Below are 17,620 nucleotides of genomic sequence, written 5' to 3'. Positions count from 1 at the left end.
AATTGTTGATAATGACGAATTTTTGTAATATTCGCACAAATTAGCATAAAAATTTCATCACATTAAACGAATAAAACTCCAAAACTATTCGTTATAATATATGATGACACAATTTAAAGAAAATGAGGTTTTAAACATGGATGATTTAAAAATCAACAAGAGATTAATTATGACTCCTGGACCTGTAAGCGTTGACCCAAGAGTGTCTCAAGCAATGTCTAATTCTATATTAGGACAATTTGATTATGAATTCGTAGAAATTATGAATGAAACGATGGAGCTCATCCGTCAGTCATTTTTAACAACAAATCAATGGTCATTTCCAATTGATGGCACGAGTCGTTCAGGCTTAGAAGCTGTTATTTCAAGCATCGTGAAACCAGGCGATGAAGTACTTGTTCCAATCATCGGCCGTTTTGGCTATTTGTTTACAGAGTTAGTTACCCGTGCTGGCGGTATTGTACATAATATTCACAAGCCAATGGGTGAAGTATTCGCTCAAGAAGAGATTATTGCAGCGCTTGATAAGTATCAACCGAGTGTGTTGGCAATCGTTCACGGCGAAACATCTACAGGTCGCTTACAGCCAATCGACAAAATTGGTCAAGCGTGTAAAGAACGTGGAATCTTCTCTGTCGTTGATGCTGTAGCTACCTATCAAGGTGCAGTCATTCCTGTTGATAAATGGCAGCTTGATGCTGTAGTTGGTGGTGCTCAAAAATGTTTATCTATACCTTCAGGCATCACACCTATCACTTTTAATGAACGTTTTAGTGAAGAAATTAATAAGCGTAAACGTGTTGAATTAGGTATTCGCTCTGGTGAAACTACCGAACAAGATCATTTTATACGTAGCAACTACTTAGATTTAACACAATTACAAGACTATTGGAGCCCTAAACGTTTAAATCATCACACAGAAGCTACCACAGCCATTTATGGTTTGAATGTTGGGTTAAAATTAGCATTAAAAGAAGGTGTTGAAGCACGTGCACAACGTCATGAATACCACCACCGTGGCTTAAAAGCTGCTTTAGAAGCATTAGGCTTAGAAATATTTGGTGATAGTGACAACGAAATGAAAATGGTCATTTGTGTCAATATTCCTGAAGGCATTGATGATGCTGCTTTTAGAGATGGTTTATTGCGTAATTATGGCATCGAAATTGCCGGCTCATTTGGCGACTTAACTGGTAAAATTTGGCGTATTGGCTTAATGGGGTATGCCGTAAACAAACAAAATATTTTAACATTCCTTTCTGTATTTTCACTGTATTTGAGTCAACAAGGGGTTACAGGAATTGACCCAACTAAAGCGATGGATACTTTAATAAACTACTACGACAATCATTAATTATTTAAACACACACTACATCAATAAAAGCTCAACTATAACTAATATCGTTGCCCTCAGAACGTAGACACCCCTTCGCATTAATTTGCGAAGGGGTTGTTTATTTTCTATATATAATTTTTTGTTAGTAAGCGACCTTAAATATTAGTTCACCTTTCTATAGATTAGCAGTAATTTATGCCAACTCCTGCGGGAATAGCACTAGCCGAAGACTACAGGTTGAGTCAGTGCCCTCGGAAAGCGTGCATAAAAAAACTGCCCACAAAGTCAGAGACTTTGTCGACAGTCTGAGCTCAACCATAACTAAATGTATGGTTGAGTTTTTTTCATTTCAACTCATTAATTATCTTCAACTACTCTATTTTTTGAGGCAGGGTAACCAAAGATAAAGAAACACAATGCCATTATTAATAAGGCGATAATGCCTGAATTCCAACCACCAGTAACGTCATGTAAATAACCTATAAAGAAAGGACCAATTGCCGCAATTAAATAACCGACAGACTGTCCAAATCCTGATAAGGCAATACTGCCATCACCTGTACGTGCTCTAATAGAGAAGAACGTCATACATAAACTGAAACAAGCACCCATTGCAAGACCTGCAATAATTATACCTATAACTAATAATACGAGCGACTGCGTAAAGAATAAGCTAAAGCCTATTAAGAATAACAACGTAATAATGACAACTAAAATACGTTGATCCTTTAACTTAGAGGCAATGATTGGGAACGTAAACGTCATAGGCACTTGTGAAAATTGATTGAGCATAAACAAGTAACCTGCTGTAGATGGATCAAGACCTCTATCAATTAAAATAGATGGTACCCACGCCACTACCGTATAAAAAACCATAGATTGAAAACCCATCGTTAAAGCAACCATCCACGCCAACTTAGAACGTGCAATATTGACTTTATGCGGTTTGCTTGTAGTAGTATGGTCTACAGTTGTGCGTTCCAACTTAGCACCATTTTTTGCTTTAGGTATCCATAAAATAATCGCAATAATCGCTAAGATTATCCAAAATGATAAAGATAATCTAAAGCCTAAAGGAGACATGTCTGATAATGGAACACTTAAACCACCACCTAATCCGGCAGTGAAATTCATCGTGCCACTATAAATACCTGTAGCTACTCCAATTTGTAATGGAAAATACCACTTCACATAGCTCGGTAATACTACATTACCAAAAGCAATAGCAATCCCTAATAATATTGTGCCAATAATAAAGATATTAATATCGCCTGCAACACGTAATATTAAGGCAATGATTAATAAAATCGTAGAGAACAATATTGTGCGAGACATCGTTAAACGTGCAGTTACTTTCGAAACCAGTGGTGATACAATAGCAAAAATAAGCAACGGGATGGTGGTTAAGACGCCAGCAACACTGTTATTGATGTCCAACACATGTTTTATTTCTCCAACAACTGGACCAACAGAAGTCAAAGGTGCACGCAATGTGGACGCAATAAAGATAATTGCTAAAATCACACCCCAATTTTCTTTTATTCTATGTACTTTATAGGGTTCACTCATCTTATACCACCTTTCTATAAAATATTACATTATTTTTTAACACTGCTAATAAAAGGCAACGAACCGAACAAACAAAAATGTTGATCGATTCGTAAGCTGCCTATATAAATAACTTAAACTGTTGCTTTTTCTAAGACAATACGTGTACCTGCTTTACCTTCTAAAGCTTCAATAGCTTCGTCTAGTGAGCAAATGATTGCCTCTTTACCCATTTCAGCAAATTGAATCGCTGCTTCAATTTTTGGTAGCATACTACCTGCTGGGAATTGATCTTCACTTACGTATTGTTTCGCTTCAGTAACTGAAATAGTTTCTAATTTTTGTTCATTTTCTTTTCCGAAATTAATGTATACATTCGAAACATCCGTTAACATCATAAATGTATCAGCTTCGACTTGTTCAGCTAATTTCAAGCCAGAACGGTCTTTATCAATTACAGCTTCTACACCTTGGATGGTACCATTGTCATCGCGATAGACTGGAATTCCTCCACCGCCAGATGAAATAACAATTGCTTGGTCAATAAGGTTTTTAATTTGTCTTACGCCATGAATAACAAGTGGTTCTGGTGAAGGTACTACACGACGATAACCTCTACCAGCATCTTCTACCATGACAAAGCCTTTCTCATTTTCCAAACGTTTCGCTTCAATTTCATCGAAAAATACACCAATCGGTTTCGTTGGATTATCAAAAGCAGAATCATTTTTATCTACTTCTACCATTGTTAACAATGTTACTACATCGCTATCCATATCTAAATCATTTAAATGATTTTTTAGAGCTTCTTCCATCATGTAACCAATAAATCCTTGTGATTCTGCGTTACATGCATTGATCGGCAATGGATTTACAATATCTTTAGCTGCTTCATTTTGGGCAATAATATTACCTACTTGTGGTCCATTACCATGAGTGATCACTACATTGTGACCAATTTTTTTCATTTCTGCCATTTTACGTGTAGCAGAGAACACATTATTATATTGATTTTCGTATGAAGCTTCTTGTTTTGGTTGTAAAATTGCGTTACCACCTAAAGCAAGTACGACTCGCTTATCCATACGTTTCACTCCTTAAAGTTAATGATATATAAATGCCATACAAAGTGTCTTTACCAGAAGATGAACCAACTTCAAGCAGTTGGTTCAAACGGACGATAGATGGCTCATCTTGTAAAATTTTGACTTTCGAACTAAATAATCCATTGAGTGCACAGTGTAGAAATGTTTCTGAAACGCGTGTCGTTAGTGATTCATCCAATAATTGCCTTAACGTTTCTAAATGAAGCGTTTCTATATACGGTTGGATGGAATGGATGAATAAAATACCTGTTAAAATATCATCACCAGTAGGAGTTAGCCCTTGGCCTCTTCCAATAACATAGCGTAACATTTGTTCAACAGTCATTTTATCTGTTGTTGTTAAGGCGTTAATGAATCGACGCATCGTTGCAAAATCAAAATCCGAATCTTCATACTCCGAAAAATAGAAAGTAGTTATATTTTCTGTGAGGTCTTCTAAATATTGATTGTGGGGTGGCTGTTCACTTAATATCGTTTCGAGACGCCAAAAGAGTTGGTAGGCTGAATTGAATTCTAGCGTACTATAGCCTACCTTAATCTCTTGTCCTACAACAATTTGGGCGAGGAGTTCATCTCGCGTTTGGCTATCCACGACAATGCCAAACGGAAATGTTCCATTTTCTGTTGTGCCGATAAATATTAATTGATTGTTTTTAGTAATTATATTAAAACCCTTATTGAAAATACTATGCACTGTCCATGTATTACGTTGTACTAAATAATCATAAGCTACTCGTCCAATTGATTGTGCGCGTAAAATCACACACTAAGTCCTAACTTTTGTGCATAGGCTGTGATTGCTTTTTCGAAACACTCAATTGGAGGATGTACTGTACCTGCTCCAATTTGACCGTAACCAGCAATTTTATGTGCAATACCTGTATTGATTACAGGAGTTATTCCAGTTTCAACAACTTTGCGTGCATCAATACCTAAACATGCACCTTTAAAGTTCCATGTTGGGATTGAGAAGTTAGGATTTTCACCGATACAAATTTCAGTCATTTCGTTACTAATACTTAATGCATCATCAAATCCACCAGTACCTACAAAGCGTGTTACTGCAGGTGCTGCAATCATAGCCATACCACCGACACCGATTGTTTCAGTAATTGCTGAATCTCCGATATCCGTATTAGCATCATCTGCAGAGTAACCTGTAAAGTATAATCCTTCTGGTGTATTAACAGGTGCAGTAAACCACTCATCACCCATACCTGCAATACGTACACCAAAGTTTTCCCCATTACGACACATAGCTGTTACTACAGTACCGTGTTGGATTTGTCTTGCTGCATCCATCATTGCTTTACCAGTTGCCATTGCAACATTTAAGAAGAATTGATCAGTATCAGCTAAGAATTGAATAACTTCGGTACGTTTTGTTGGTTCAACGTCTTCTAATTCTGAAATGATAGGTGCTAATTCTTTAAGGAACGCTAATGATGCAGCAATATTACGTTGATGGAATTCGTCTCCCATAGCAATTGCTTTGGCAATTAATACGTTAACGTTTAAACCACTTTCCATTTGTGCTAATGCTTTACTCAACACTGGACCTAAGACATCTTTCATCCAATGCAAACGATTAACTACTGTTTCGTTATAAGCACCGAAACGTAGCACAGCACCAATACCTTCATTCATTTGGCAATATGCTTCGTTGCCACTTTCTCTATTCTCTACTACTAGAACAGGCATATTAGCAGATGTAATACCACCCATTGGCCCTACTGCATTTACATGGTGACATGGGATAAAAGTAATATCGCCATTTTCCAATAATTTACGAGCTTCTTGTTCATTGCTTGCCCAGCCTTCAAATAGGATTGCACCTACACATGAGCCTTGCATTGGGTCTGTCATGTTCTCATATTGAATTGGCGGACCAGCATGTAATAGTACATGGTCAGTAAGTTCAGGAATTTTTGATTTTGCTGGTACCACATCTACTAAAAATGGCGCTGCAGCAATCATTTTGTCGATAACAGCCTGATTCGCTTCATCTATAGTTTTGTATCCCATGTTAAACTGTCTCCCCTTCATAGTTATTTAAAAACTGTAGTACTTTCATTAATTTTTCGTCTCCACCGGCAATTGGACGCCAGTTAAATTGCACTACTTCTGCGTCACTCGCTTGAATCGCTTCTGTGAAACTTTGTAATCCAATATTGATAACACTTGGTTTCGTATTAATTAAGTTCATTACTTTTTCATCCACAGTTAAGTCTACTGACTGTGCTTCAAATGAACGTAGTTCACGTTGTGGTTGTGCCACATCTTTACCGATTAAGTGTAATGCAGTACGCACCATTTCATCGTTTGTTGCACAAACAACAGCGCCTGCTTCTTTTAAGATATCAATTTGGTCTTGGTAGCCTTGTTTATCATGCTCTGTACCAACTACTGTAGCTAAAATCGCAAGTGATCTTCCTGCTTCTTGAACTTTTGCAAGCACACTCTTGATTGTAGGTGCTAATTGACTTGCCATATCATCATGACTGCCATAACCTATTACATTATCCAACATAATTACTGCAGTTGCAGGATCGTCAGATGAAGTTTCTAACATTTCGATACGCTTAGAAGGATCAATCATAGGGTGTGGTTTACCTTGAGTGTACATGTCATCACCTAAGTCGATAATTTCATGATTACCACCTTTATAAGAATAACCTTCTGGTGTTTCACCTTCAGAAGCGTCTCCTAACGTATCTTTAACTAACATTGCTGCTTCAGATGCTAATGTTCCACCTGAATAGTAGCCTTTAATGCCATCTTGTTGTGCAGATAAAGTTAAAGAAATATTATCTAATACTGATGGTTTAAAGCTTGGTGTTTCATCGTTAGCTAATTGTACAGATACTTGTGCTGCTTCATCTAATGTATATGCGTGATAAATATTTTCTTCAGTATATGTTGGTTTAGCACCTAGGAATAATGTCACTACTGGTTTATCAATATTTCTTAAAACATTTAACACTTTTTCTTCCACTTCTTTAGCTGGTGGCTTAGAAATAACTGTAATAACTTTAACTTTAGGGTCATGATTTAATGCTTTAATACTATCTAGCATCGTAATAGCACCAACCTCAGTAGATAAGTCTCTACCTCCAGTACCTAGAGCGTTTGTAACACCTTTATCCATACGGTCGATAATTGTTGTTACTTCTTGAATACCTGTACCTGAAGCTCCTACAACACCAATATTGCCTTCATTCACAATGTTTGTGAATGCTAAAGGTATACCGTGAATAATACCTGTACCACAGTCTGGACCCATAACTACTAAACCTTTGTCATTCGCTAATTGTTTTAAACGAACTTCATCGTCTTTAGCTACATTGTCACTAAACATAAATACATTTAAATTATTGTTTAAAGCATTTTCCGCTTCCATTGCTGCGTATTGACCAGGTATAGATATCAATGCCAAGTTAGGGTTTTTCGCAACTTCTAAAGCACGTTTCCAGTTAGATACTTCGTCTTGCTTTTGACCACTATCTGCACTTTCTGCTTTACCTTTTAATTCAGCATCTACTTGTTCATTGACCTCATCAACTTTAGCCGCATCTTCAGTATCAACAACGATAATGATGTCGTTTGGTTTAGCTGCAGCCATTTCATCTGTACCTAAACCAGATGATTTGAAAATATCTTTATTTGCTGGTGTTCCCATCATAATAGATACTTGATTGATACCTTCAATTGAAGATAATTTGTTAGATAACAACATTAAAACAATTGAATCTTGGTACGTATTTTCTTTAATTATTGTGTGTAACATATTGTTCCTCCAATATTATTCTGCAAATCTATTTTTTCCATGATAACGATCGTAGTGTACATCCTCAGAAATCAGATAATCATAAATATCCTCTACAATTTCGATGCCTTCTTTATCATACTTTTCACTACGTAAACGTCCGCGTTCTCCTGGGTAGAAAATTTCTCCGTAACCTTCTGCCGCTGGTTGTGCTTTAAGTTCATCTAGCATTGTAGTCATTTGTTTTTTGAATTGAGTCAAATCAGTGAAATATGCAGGATTGATTACTATGTGTAACTGACCTAAATCACGACCTTTAGTTAAATCTTTATACATAGAAGAAACGTGAACACCGTGTGGTACACCTAACAAACTACCTGATAAAATGTCTACCATCATCATTAAACCGTAACCTTTAGGACCAGCAACTGGTACTAATGCATGGACATCTCTTGAATCTGTTGTAGGCTCACCGTTTGCATTAACAGCCCATGTATCAGGAATCGCTAAATGTTTCGCACGAGCGTCTAACACTTTGCCCCATGCTTGCACTGTTGTTGCCATATCAAAAGTAACGATACGATCGTCATTTGTCGGTGCACTAAATGCAATTGGGTTAGTACCAAAGTATGGTTCAGTACCTCCAAATGGTACGACCATTGGATCTGATTGACACATACTTAAACCAACCATATTTTCTGCGGCTGCCATTTCTACAAAATAGCCTAAAGCTCCACTATGTGAGATGTTTTTAACACCAACAACAGCAACACCATTTTCTATAGCCATTGCAATTGCTTTTTCCATTGCTTGTTTTGCCGCTTGATGACCCGGGCCATTATCGCCTTCAAAAACGGCAGTAGATGGACCTGTTTGTTCAAAGTGGTAATTCGGATGTGCTGTAATACCACCTTTGGCGATACGTTCAGAGTAATATTCAACTCTCACAGCACCGTGTGAATGAATACCGCGATGATCAGCAAAAGTTAAAACATCTGACACATCTGCAGCAGCATCTTCATTTAAACCAGCTTTGACTAGTTTGTTTTTCATTAAATCAAATAATTGTTGTTTTGTTACACGCATATCCATTCCTCCTTAGTTGTACTCAATAAATGTTGCCAAATGCTAAATCATCAGAAGTGTTATGCATGGTACTAGATGCAATTTACATGTAGTTTCGAGTCTTTACTCTGCACTATTAATAAATATCATCTGACTGTAAATAGTCATATATACTTTGAGCAACTGGAATGCCACTCTCTTTATACTGTGCTTTCACTTCTTCTTGTATTTCACCTGGGTAGTATACTTGGTCAAAACCTTTAGCCGGTTTAATCGCATGTAATTCTTCTACCATTTCTGAAACTTGTTTTAAAAATTGGTCTTTATCACCAAAGAATGCCGGGTTGATAACGATATGGAATTGTCCTAATCTTCTATACTCAGATAAATCTTCATACATAGAAGTAACGTGCTTACCAAATGGTAAACCTAGAAGGCTGCCGGATAGAATATCAATCATCATCATTAATCCATAGCCTTTAGGTCCTGCCACTGGCAATAATGCACCAACTTCAAATGGATCCGTTGTAGGCTCTCCATTTTTGTCTACAGCCCAAGTGTCTGGGATTGATTTATTTTTAGAACGTGCGTCTAAGATTTTGCCCCACGCTTGCACTGTTGTTGCCATATCAAATAAGATAGGTTCACCATTTTCACGAGGTGCGGCAAATGCAATTGGGTTAGTACCAAAATACGGTTCTGTACCACCAAATGGTACGACCATTGGGTCTGATTGACATACAGTTAACGCGACCATACCACGTTTTGCTGCTTGTTCTGCAAAGTAACCAATGGCACCACTGTGGCCAATTTCTTTCACACCTACCATGCCAATACCACTGTCTTCTGCAAGGGTAATTGCTTTTTCCATCGCTTCATATGCTACATAATGACCGACAGTATTATCACCAAAGTACGTACCTGTTGAAGGACCTGTTTGCTCGAAGTTAAATTGTGGATCAAGGTTCAGCCCTTTTTTAGCAATACGTTCAGCATAATATTGCGTGCGGACCGAACCGTGTGAATGAATACCACGCTCATCAGCAAAAATCATTAAGTCAGCAGTCTTATCAGCTAAATAATTAGGTAGACCCGCATTGACTAATTTGGTTTTAAATAACTCGCGTAGTTCATTACGTTCGACATATACTAATGCTTCTTCACTCATGCTTAACAACCTTCCTTAAATTTCGATATCTCTATTAGCATCTTTTGAGTAGATATACGCAAATGGTTCATCAAGACCTACAGCATAAGTTGCTTGTGGTGCATAAGCTCCCATAAAGATATAGTCGCCTTTATCTACTGGTTGCCATTCGTTATCTAAATTGTACATGCCACGACCGCTCAATACGTAAGCACCATGTTCTTGTACGTGAGTTTCAATATAGCCATGTGAAGCTCCTGGCTCAAATGTTAAAATATGAATGTTCATATCATATGCCAACTCTTTTGGTAATAAGTCTAAAATACGTACCTCTGCCATACCTTCATATGGTTCTTGTGTCATTTCATTCACGTTACCTGAAACAACTTCTGGTGTATAACCTTCAAGAGGTTGGTAACGTTTTTTGTATAAGAATACACGGCTATCTTCATTTTGGTTATTGTTTTCAAATGTCATTACTTGATGTGCTGGCACATATAAATAGCCACCTGCAGATAATTCGTATTTTGTATCATCTGCATACGCGTTAATATTTCCATATTCAACATAAATAAATGTTTGAACACCATCGCCACCAAATCCTTGAGTATTACCACCTTGGTTTTTTAATGTAACGATGTAATCTACGAAACGTGCACCTAATCTAGGCGTACCTAAAATTGTTACATCACAGTCTTCAAAACCTGGAACAACATTATTAACTAAGCCATCTGGCGTAATAACAGCATAGTTGTCCTTTTTAATAACTGAACGTGTTTCTAATAATCCTTCTCTATATCCTTGATTATGATTTAAGTAACCCATAAATATAATGCTCCTTTATCTTATTATTTATTATTGTTGCATTAAAAATTTGTGTATTAGTAGCTCAAACTCATGCGCTAACTAATTATTCTTCGTAAGCCAGTTTATATAAAACGTGTTTTAACACTTCTACACCTTTGATTAAATCTTCAATACGTGTCTCTTCTTCAACATTATGACTAATACCATTAATTGATGGCACAAACATCATAGCTGTCGGCACATATTTGGCAAAGATTTGTGAATCGTGACCTGCACCTGAAGGCATTGTTTTATAGTCTGTTTCACCTACAACGTGTGTTGCAGCGTCACCAATTGTTTGCACTAACTTATCATCCATAAGTGTTGGTGCTTCGTCCATCCATAAGTCGATGTCAAAGTTGACGCCTTCTTGTTGTGCAACATCGCTAATACATTTTTCTATTTCTTCTGCAAATGCATTTAATGCATCTTGGTCGATATGACGACAATCAATCGAGAATGTAACTTCACCAGGGACAACGTTAACAGTATTCGGTACTGGGTCTACACGTCCAAATGTTAGTACTAATGGATCGCCAATTTCTCTTACTCTGTCTGTGAGTTGGCTAGCAATTTTACTAAATGCTACGACAGCATCGTTACGTAACCCCATAGGTGTAGTTCCAGCATGATTAGCTTCACCTTTTAAGTTCACCGTATAACGCTTTTGACCTACGATGCCATTAACTACACCGATAGATTTTTCTTCTGTTTCAAGCACTTTACCTTGTTCAATGTGCACCTCAACGAATGCTTTAATATGGTCGTAGGTGTTGTCTGTTGAACGGAAATCAAAACCACATTGACGCATTGCATCTACAAAACCGACGTCATTACCATCTTTAATTGTTTCGACGTCAGCATTATTAGCTAAGTTGAAAAAGTTTTTACTTCCCCAAAAAGCGTATGGGAATCTGCTACCCTCTTCTTCTGCAAGTGCTAAAAGCTCTAATGAACGTAACGGTTGACCATACTCTGCTTTCAACGCTTGCATTGCTGTCAATGCAGCAAGAACGCCATATTGCCCATCAAGATGTCCACCTTCTACTACAGTATCAATATGAGAACCTGACATGATTGTTTCTTCAGGGTACTTACTTCCAACCAATTTCCCTTTTAAGTTCCCAATACTATCGAATTCTGCTTCGAATCCGTCTTGCTCTAATGTTTCTTTTAATGCTTGTACAGCATTTGACCATTCAGTTGAATATAGGAGACGTGTAATTCCGCCGCCTTCTAAACCACCAAATGCAGTAAATTTTTTATCTAAAGCTTCAAAATAGGATTTGATATCCATCAAATTCAACTCCCTTTCTATTGCATATTCTATTATAAGCGTTTACATTTTAGTTATCATTCACATAATTAACAATAATAGATCCTAGTTTTATTCGAATTACACAAATACTTAGAAAATTTAATTTGAGATAATAAATTTAACAAAATCTATTTAGGAGGACTTGTTGTGTATCATCAATATATCACTACAAAAGATAACTTTGAATTACCTATCACTATCATAGAAGCAACAGGCTCACAAGCTAAAGGTGTCGTCGTCTATTACCACGGTGGCGGATTAATCTTTGGACAACCCAATGATTTACCCCAAGCTTATCAAGACCTAATTACAACTGACTATCATCTCGTTATGTTGTCTTATCGCTTAGCACCAGAAAGTAATATCGATACGATTATTGCTGATGCGCTTGCTGGTCTAGACTTTGTAGCACAACTGTATCCTGAATTACCTCTAATACTTTTTGGGCGCTCTGCTGGTTCCTACCTTGCATTACAAGTTGCAAGTCAACGTCAAGTCGCTGGTATAATGGACTTTTATGGTTACAGTCGAGTCCATGTACCTAGTTTCTTAAGACCACATCCAACCTATCAAACACTATCAACTCAAGTGTCAGCTGATATGTTGCAGCAACTAATACAAGATTCACCTTTAGTAACTGGACCTATGCAAGCACGTTACCCTATTTATCTACATGCACGTGGTGCAGCTCAATGGCTTAACTATTTAGGAATTCAAACCTCTACAGATAGTGCCTATAATTTAGCACCAAAGCAATTGCAACAATTGCCACCAACATTTATTGTGCATTGTTCTGGTGATCCTGATGTACCAATAAGTGAAAGTGATTATCTCGCGCAGCATATCCCAGTAACACAAGTTAAACGATTAGCATTAGATGAGCATGATTTCGATCGCACTGTGAATGATTACAATATTGCAATTTATCAAGAATGTTTGGATTTTTTAGCTACTTTAACTAATTAAACAAAGAGGTGATGTGTCATGGATATACAAAATGTCATGGCAAACTTTAAAGGATTTAATGATTTCGGCCGTAATCCCGTAAATGGAGGGATTAATCGTTTAGCATTTACACATCAAGAACGTCTTGCTGCTTTAAAGTTTTCGATGCTATGTCAAAAAGCTGGACTTGATGTCTATTTTGATTTCTTTGGTAATGTTATTGCACGACGCGAAGGGCGTTACCCTGAATTACAACCAGTCATTGTTGGCTCTCACATTGACACCGTGACAGACGGTGGTCAGTATGACGGACTACTTGGAGTTATCGCTGCACTAGAAATGGTAGAGCATCTCAACCAGCATCAAATCGAAACAGATCATCCTATTGTTATTATTGCATTTGCTTGTGAAGAATCTACTCGTTTTAATGAAGCTACTTTAGGTAGTAAATATTTAACCGGTAAAATGACAAGGGATGATATGAAAGATATCCAAGACAATGACGGTAATATTTTATATGATATCGTTCAACCACTTGCTCAAGATATGCACGGTAAAGCTGCTTTATTTGAACGTAATAACATTAAAGCATTTTTAGAATTGCATATTGAACAAGGACCCATTTTAGAAAACAAAGAAAAAGACATCGGCATTGTCACTCATGTAGCAGCACCACATCGTTTCAAACTTACGCTTCATGGTGTCACAAGCCATTCTGGTTCCACTCCTATGCCGATGCGTTCAGACGCCTTAACAGCTGCGGCAGAAATCATTTTACAAATCGAAGCCATTGGCAACATGTATCACAATCAAGGCATCGTCACAACTGTCGGTTATGCTAATGTCTATCCTAATTCTATGAATGCTATACCTGGTGAAGTATCATTGCTTATTGATATACGAGGGAAAGAAGTAGCTATACGTGAAAAAGTAGTAACTAAAATCCAACAACAAATTACTGCCATCTGTGATAATCGTAATATCACTTATGACCTTAATGATTTAGGTCAGGATCAACCAGGTACCTTTAACAGCACTATTGGTGCTATTTCCGAAAAACATTGTGAAACATTGCGATATAGTTATCGTTATATGTATAGCGGTGCTGGGCATGATGCGATGAATTTTGTTGATATTTGCCCTACTAGCATGCTCTTCATTCCATGTAAGGCAGGTATTAGTCACTCACCAGATGAATCTGTCACTACAGAACAAATTGCTAAAGGTATTGATGTTTTAATCGCAACTACAATTGAATTAGCACAAGCAGACACACAGTTGATTTAAATTTATATATAAACAAAAAACAGCTTTCTATGACTTACATCATAGAAAGCTGTTTTGCTTTAAGTTATATTATTTTTTAAATAAAGCGACCAATTTTGTTGTCTGAAATGCCATTTTCTTTGCTGTAAATTTCTTGGCCTCTTAGAATTGTTCTTGTTACTTGCGCACCAATTTCACGGCCAATATAAGGACTCATTTTATTACGATAAGCTAAATCTTCAGCTTGTAATGTATAAGCGTCATTTTGTTTAATAAATACGAAGTCAGCATCTTTACCTAAAGCAATACTTCCTTTATCAGTTAAGCCGAAGCGTTTCGCTGGTGCAGTAGCAATAATATCAGCAAATTTCGCTAATGACATATTACGTTTTTGCACACCTTCATCAAATAACACATCTACGTTATTTTGTAATCCTGCAATACCGCCCCATGCTTCGAAAGCATTTGTAGTATCTTTTAAATCAGGCGTACATGGAGAGTGGTCTGATGTTACAAAACCGATGTCACCGTTAAATACGCGTTCCCACATACCTTCTAAGCGTGATTGTTCACGAATTGGTGGAGAACATTTAACAACTGGACCAATGGCATCTAATTCTTCTTTGTAGAAGTATAAGTAGTGTGTACATGTTTCACATGTAATATCGACACCTTCTTGTTGTGCTTTGACAATTTCATCTACGCCTTCTTCACAAGCAACATGTACGATATGTACACGACAACCAGTTTCTTTAGCAAATAAAATAATTTTACGGATAGGTTCTACTTCAGTAAATACTGGACGGCTATCTACATAAGCACTCAATGAAGTTTCACCACTTGCTTTAGCAATTTCACCTAAACGATCTGTAATTGTAGCATTTTCAGAGTGAATAGATAAAATTTTGCCTGTTTTCGCAATTTGTTTCATACCTTCGTATAATGAATAATCATCAACGTTTTCAAAATCACCTTCGATTGAACGGTCTCCACAAGTAGCTAAGAAGGCTTTATATGCAACAACACCCGCTTCATCTAATTCTTGGATACCACCGTTTAAGTTATATGGTACTAAACCGCCATAACTTGCAACGTCCACAGATAATTCATCTTTACCTGCATCAAATTTTTCATCAATTGACGCTTTATCTGTTGTAGCTGGAACTTGGTTTAAAGGCATTTCTACAAATGAAGTTACGCCTCCTTTTGCAGCTGCACGTGTACCAGTATCATAGCCTTCCCAGCCATCACGATAACCTCCACCTGGTTCAGTAATATGCACATGCGCGTCAACCATACCTGGAGAAACAATTTGATTTTCAGCATCTATAATTTGAGTAGCTTCGCCTAAATCTTGTCCGATGGCTGCTATTTTTCCGTCTTTCACACCAACTTCAACGTTTTGAGCACCATCTTCTAAAATGACTACACCGTTTTTAATTAATAAATCATACTTCATGATACTTCACTCCTTTTTTATTTTTAGGAAAATTCTTTAATGCAAAATGCAATACAATATACACAATGCTAGCGATGATAAATCCAATAAACCATGAGAAATCTGAAATCACTGTAAAGCCAGGTAAGAAACCAAGCAGTGAAATTGCTACACCGACAATCGTTGCAATATATGCTGAAATATTAAAACGCTTTATTTTTATGTTTTTATCATAAAGGTCAAAATACAACGCATCGATATCGATCTGGCAACGTTTGACGATAAAGAAATGGACAATCATCACACCAGCAACTGGTCCTAGTATCGCTCCGATTGCATTCAAGAATAGGAAGATACTATCTTCTTCTTCCATTAACTTCCATGGCATTATCAACACACTTGCCACAGAAGCAATTATTACTCCGCGCTTGTAATTCACCAATTTTGGCATTAGTGCACTCAATTGATAAGCAGCTGGAATAATATTACTTGTCGCATTGGTAGAAATAGTTGTCATTAATAGTACACCCGTTGAAATTAAAATTGCCCAGAAGTTATCCCATTCATTAATAATAACTAGGATATTCCATTCTTGGTGTCCTAAATAAATCGAGCCACCTATAATAATAAACACACTCGCTACGGCAAATAAAATATGTGCGACTACAATACCTGAAATTTGCCCAACGACTTGTGCTTTAGTCGATTTCGCATTTTGTGTGAAATCAGCAACACTTGAACCTGGTCCTGCCCAAACACCCAATAATGAGTTAAAAATTAGGAAGAACGATAAAATAGCTGGATAAATAATGCCTGTTTCTTTAGTCGCAATATCATAATCCATAATATTGTTCCAACCGCCAGCTACCATAAAGCCCCATATTGCCATACCGCCAAAGACGATATATATTAATGGGTTTAATACTGCAGTGAATTTATTTAAAATATCTCCACCGCCGAAACCGATTACAAAACTAATCGCCCAAAAAATCAAGAAAGCAATTAATCCTGGAATTGAAATACCGAGAATTTGTGCACCGTTACCAATATCACTAAATCCCGGAATCATTTTATTTAACAAAATAAGTAGTGCTTGTGACCCAGCAAAAGTTTGTAAACCAAACCAGCCGATACCAGCAATAACACCACGTAAAATACCTGGTAATTTTGCACCGTACTCGCCGTATGTTTCACGTAATTGCATCGCAAATGGTATGCCATATTTTGAACCAGCATAGCCATTAACCACGAGTAATAATGCAATAATAAATGAACTGAATATTAAAGCAAACATCACCTGAAGTGGTGATAGTCCAATTAATAAGAACCCTCCAACAGCGGTATAGTTAGGTATATTATGTACTGCTCCCATCCATAACGTGAAGAAGTTAAAAGCAGAGTTATTTCTTTGATCAGCCATTTTCGGCATAATATCCTTGTTGTAGCCACGACGTTCGAAAAACGCTTTATCGTAGCGCTCTTGGTTCCCCTGTCTTTCCATTAGCTATATCTCCTTTGCTTTAGCAAGCTATTGACTATATAATCTTTATCTATTAGTTTATTACGATTGTAAGCGCTTTTCTTTGTCCGCTTTGACATTTCTTTGAAAGAAAATTATGTATTTCGAACAAAACAGGTGTAAAATTCATTTTATATAGCATAATTTTTTATCAGTTCTCACAAATATGGTATATAAATTATTTCATGATTAAAATTAATAGTGGAATATTGCAACATTAAAGTATATAACTAATAGAGAGGTTTTATTAGACAAAGTCACAAATTATATTCGTAAAATATTTCTACGTTAAATCGCTGTTATAACATACAACTTTAGAT

The 17,620-nt window shown here is 36.8% G+C and carries 14 protein-coding genes; 3 read left to right on the top strand and 11 right to left on the bottom strand.

Annotation, left to right across the window (positions count from 1 at the left end; all coding sequences use genetic code 11):
- Positions 1–136 precede the first annotated feature (136 nt).
- Complete coding sequence (locus MUA37_RS01045; RefSeq protein ID WP_262624744.1) at positions 137–1,354, top strand: pyridoxal-phosphate-dependent aminotransferase family protein; 1,218 nt, start codon at positions 137–139, stop codon at positions 1,352–1,354.
- Between the two features lie 339 nt (positions 1,355–1,693).
- Here MUA37_RS01045 and MUA37_RS01040 read toward each other — a convergent pair whose 3' ends face one another.
- From MUA37_RS01040 to allC, 9 genes are all read right to left on the bottom strand, one after another.
- On the bottom strand, positions 1,694–2,905 hold the full coding sequence (locus MUA37_RS01040; protein WP_002510700.1) for a CynX/NimT family MFS transporter: 1,212 nt from the start codon (positions 2,903–2,905) through the stop codon (positions 1,694–1,696).
- Between the two features lie 113 nt (positions 2,906–3,018).
- Positions 3,019–3,969 (bottom strand): carbamate kinase, encoded by a 951-nt coding sequence (gene arcC, locus MUA37_RS01035; RefSeq protein ID WP_021459473.1) that lies wholly within the window; start codon positions 3,967–3,969, stop codon positions 3,019–3,021.
- The gene (locus MUA37_RS01030; protein ID WP_142019265.1) at positions 3,962–4,753 is read right to left on the bottom strand and encodes an oxamate carbamoyltransferase subunit AllH family protein; all 792 of its coding nucleotides are present in this window, start codon (positions 4,751–4,753) and stop codon (positions 3,962–3,964) included. The genes arcC and MUA37_RS01030 overlap by 8 nt, the downstream gene beginning before the upstream one ends.
- The gene (locus tag MUA37_RS01025; RefSeq protein WP_142019264.1) at positions 4,750–6,015 is read right to left on the bottom strand and encodes a YlbE family protein; all 1,266 of its coding nucleotides are present in this window, start codon (positions 6,013–6,015) and stop codon (positions 4,750–4,752) included. Before MUA37_RS01025 ends, MUA37_RS01030 begins: the two co-directional genes overlap by 4 nt.
- Before the next feature lies 1 nt (position 6,016).
- Entirely contained in the window at positions 6,017–7,777 is a 1,761-nt protein-coding gene (gene fdrA / locus MUA37_RS01020; protein ID WP_002510704.1) for an acyl-CoA synthetase FdrA, read from the bottom strand.
- A 15-nt stretch (positions 7,778–7,792) separates the two neighbouring features.
- Positions 7,793–8,842: an ureidoglycolate dehydrogenase gene (gene allD / locus MUA37_RS01015; RefSeq protein ID WP_262624743.1), complete on the bottom strand. Its 1,050-nt coding sequence runs from the start codon at positions 8,840–8,842 to the stop codon at positions 7,793–7,795.
- A gap of 115 nt (positions 8,843–8,957) precedes the next feature.
- Positions 8,958–9,989, bottom strand: a complete 1,032-nt coding sequence (gene allD / locus MUA37_RS01010; RefSeq protein WP_002510706.1) for an ureidoglycolate dehydrogenase — start codon at positions 9,987–9,989, stop codon at positions 8,958–8,960.
- A 15-nt stretch (positions 9,990–10,004) separates the two neighbouring features.
- Positions 10,005–10,793 carry a (S)-ureidoglycine aminohydrolase gene (allE, locus tag MUA37_RS01005; protein ID WP_002510707.1) on the bottom strand — a complete coding sequence of 263 codons (789 nt, stop codon included), beginning with the start codon at positions 10,791–10,793 and terminating at the stop codon, positions 10,005–10,007.
- 85 nt (positions 10,794–10,878) lie between these two features.
- Positions 10,879–12,111, bottom strand: a complete 1,233-nt coding sequence (allC, locus tag MUA37_RS01000; RefSeq protein ID WP_142019261.1) for an allantoate deiminase — start codon at positions 12,109–12,111, stop codon at positions 10,879–10,881.
- Positions 12,112–12,279: 168 nt separating this feature from the next.
- Here allC and MUA37_RS00995 point away from each other — a divergent pair, with 168 nt between their 5' ends.
- Entirely contained in the window at positions 12,280–13,098 is an 819-nt protein-coding gene (locus tag MUA37_RS00995; RefSeq protein ID WP_135023677.1) for an alpha/beta hydrolase, read from the top strand.
- 18 nt (positions 13,099–13,116) lie between these two features.
- Positions 13,117–14,364: a Zn-dependent hydrolase gene (locus MUA37_RS00990; RefSeq protein WP_142019260.1), complete on the top strand. Its 1,248-nt coding sequence runs from the start codon at positions 13,117–13,119 to the stop codon at positions 14,362–14,364.
- A gap of 76 nt (positions 14,365–14,440) precedes the next feature.
- On the opposite strand, the gene allB is transcribed toward MUA37_RS00990, so the two are convergent.
- A complete protein-coding gene (gene allB, locus MUA37_RS00985; RefSeq protein WP_193325200.1) occupies positions 14,441–15,802 on the bottom strand; it encodes an allantoinase AllB in 1,362 nt (453 codons plus the stop codon).
- The gene (gene allW, locus MUA37_RS00980; RefSeq protein ID WP_021459482.1) at positions 15,792–17,282 is read right to left on the bottom strand and encodes an allantoin permease; all 1,491 of its coding nucleotides are present in this window, start codon (positions 17,280–17,282) and stop codon (positions 15,792–15,794) included. The genes allB and allW overlap by 11 nt, the downstream gene beginning before the upstream one ends.
- Positions 17,283–17,620: the final 338 nt, after the last annotated feature.

The organism is Staphylococcus arlettae, from assembly GCF_025560845.1.
GTDB classification, from domain to species: domain Bacteria; phylum Bacillota; class Bacilli; order Staphylococcales; family Staphylococcaceae; genus Staphylococcus; species Staphylococcus arlettae.
The sequence above is the reverse complement of the archived record's forward strand: the minus strand, read 5'-3'. Positions and strand labels throughout refer to the sequence as shown.

Bases quoted from the DNA above. Each gene is read 5' to 3' on its own strand.
- allW (WP_021459482.1), bottom strand. From the start codon at position 17,282: ATGGAAAGACAGGGGAACCAAGAGCGCTACGATAAAGCGTTTTTCGAA.
- allB (WP_193325200.1), bottom strand. From the start codon at position 15,802: ATGAAGTATGATTTATTAATTAAAAACGGTGTAGTCATTTTAGAAGAT.
- allC (WP_142019261.1), bottom strand. From the start codon at position 12,111: ATGGATATCAAATCCTATTTTGAAGCTTTAGATAAAAAATTTACTGCA.
- MUA37_RS00990 (WP_142019260.1), top strand. From the start codon at position 13,117: ATGGATATACAAAATGTCATGGCAAACTTTAAAGGATTTAATGATTTC.
- fdrA (WP_002510704.1), bottom strand. From the start codon at position 7,777: ATGTTACACACAATAATTAAAGAAAATACGTACCAAGATTCAATTGTT.
- allD (WP_262624743.1), bottom strand. From the start codon at position 8,842: ATGCGTGTAACAAAACAACAATTATTTGATTTAATGAAAAACAAACTA.
- MUA37_RS01025 (WP_142019264.1), bottom strand. From the start codon at position 6,015: ATGGGATACAAAACTATAGATGAAGCGAATCAGGCTGTTATCGACAAA.
- allD (WP_002510706.1), bottom strand. From the start codon at position 9,989: ATGAGTGAAGAAGCATTAGTATATGTCGAACGTAATGAACTACGCGAG.
- arcC (WP_021459473.1), bottom strand. From the start codon at position 3,969: ATGGATAAGCGAGTCGTACTTGCTTTAGGTGGTAACGCAATTTTACAA.
- MUA37_RS01040 (WP_002510700.1), bottom strand. From the start codon at position 2,905: ATGAGTGAACCCTATAAAGTACATAGAATAAAAGAAAATTGGGGTGTG.
- MUA37_RS01045 (WP_262624744.1), top strand. From the start codon at position 137: ATGGATGATTTAAAAATCAACAAGAGATTAATTATGACTCCTGGACCT.
- allE (WP_002510707.1), bottom strand. From the start codon at position 10,793: ATGGGTTACTTAAATCATAATCAAGGATATAGAGAAGGATTATTAGAA.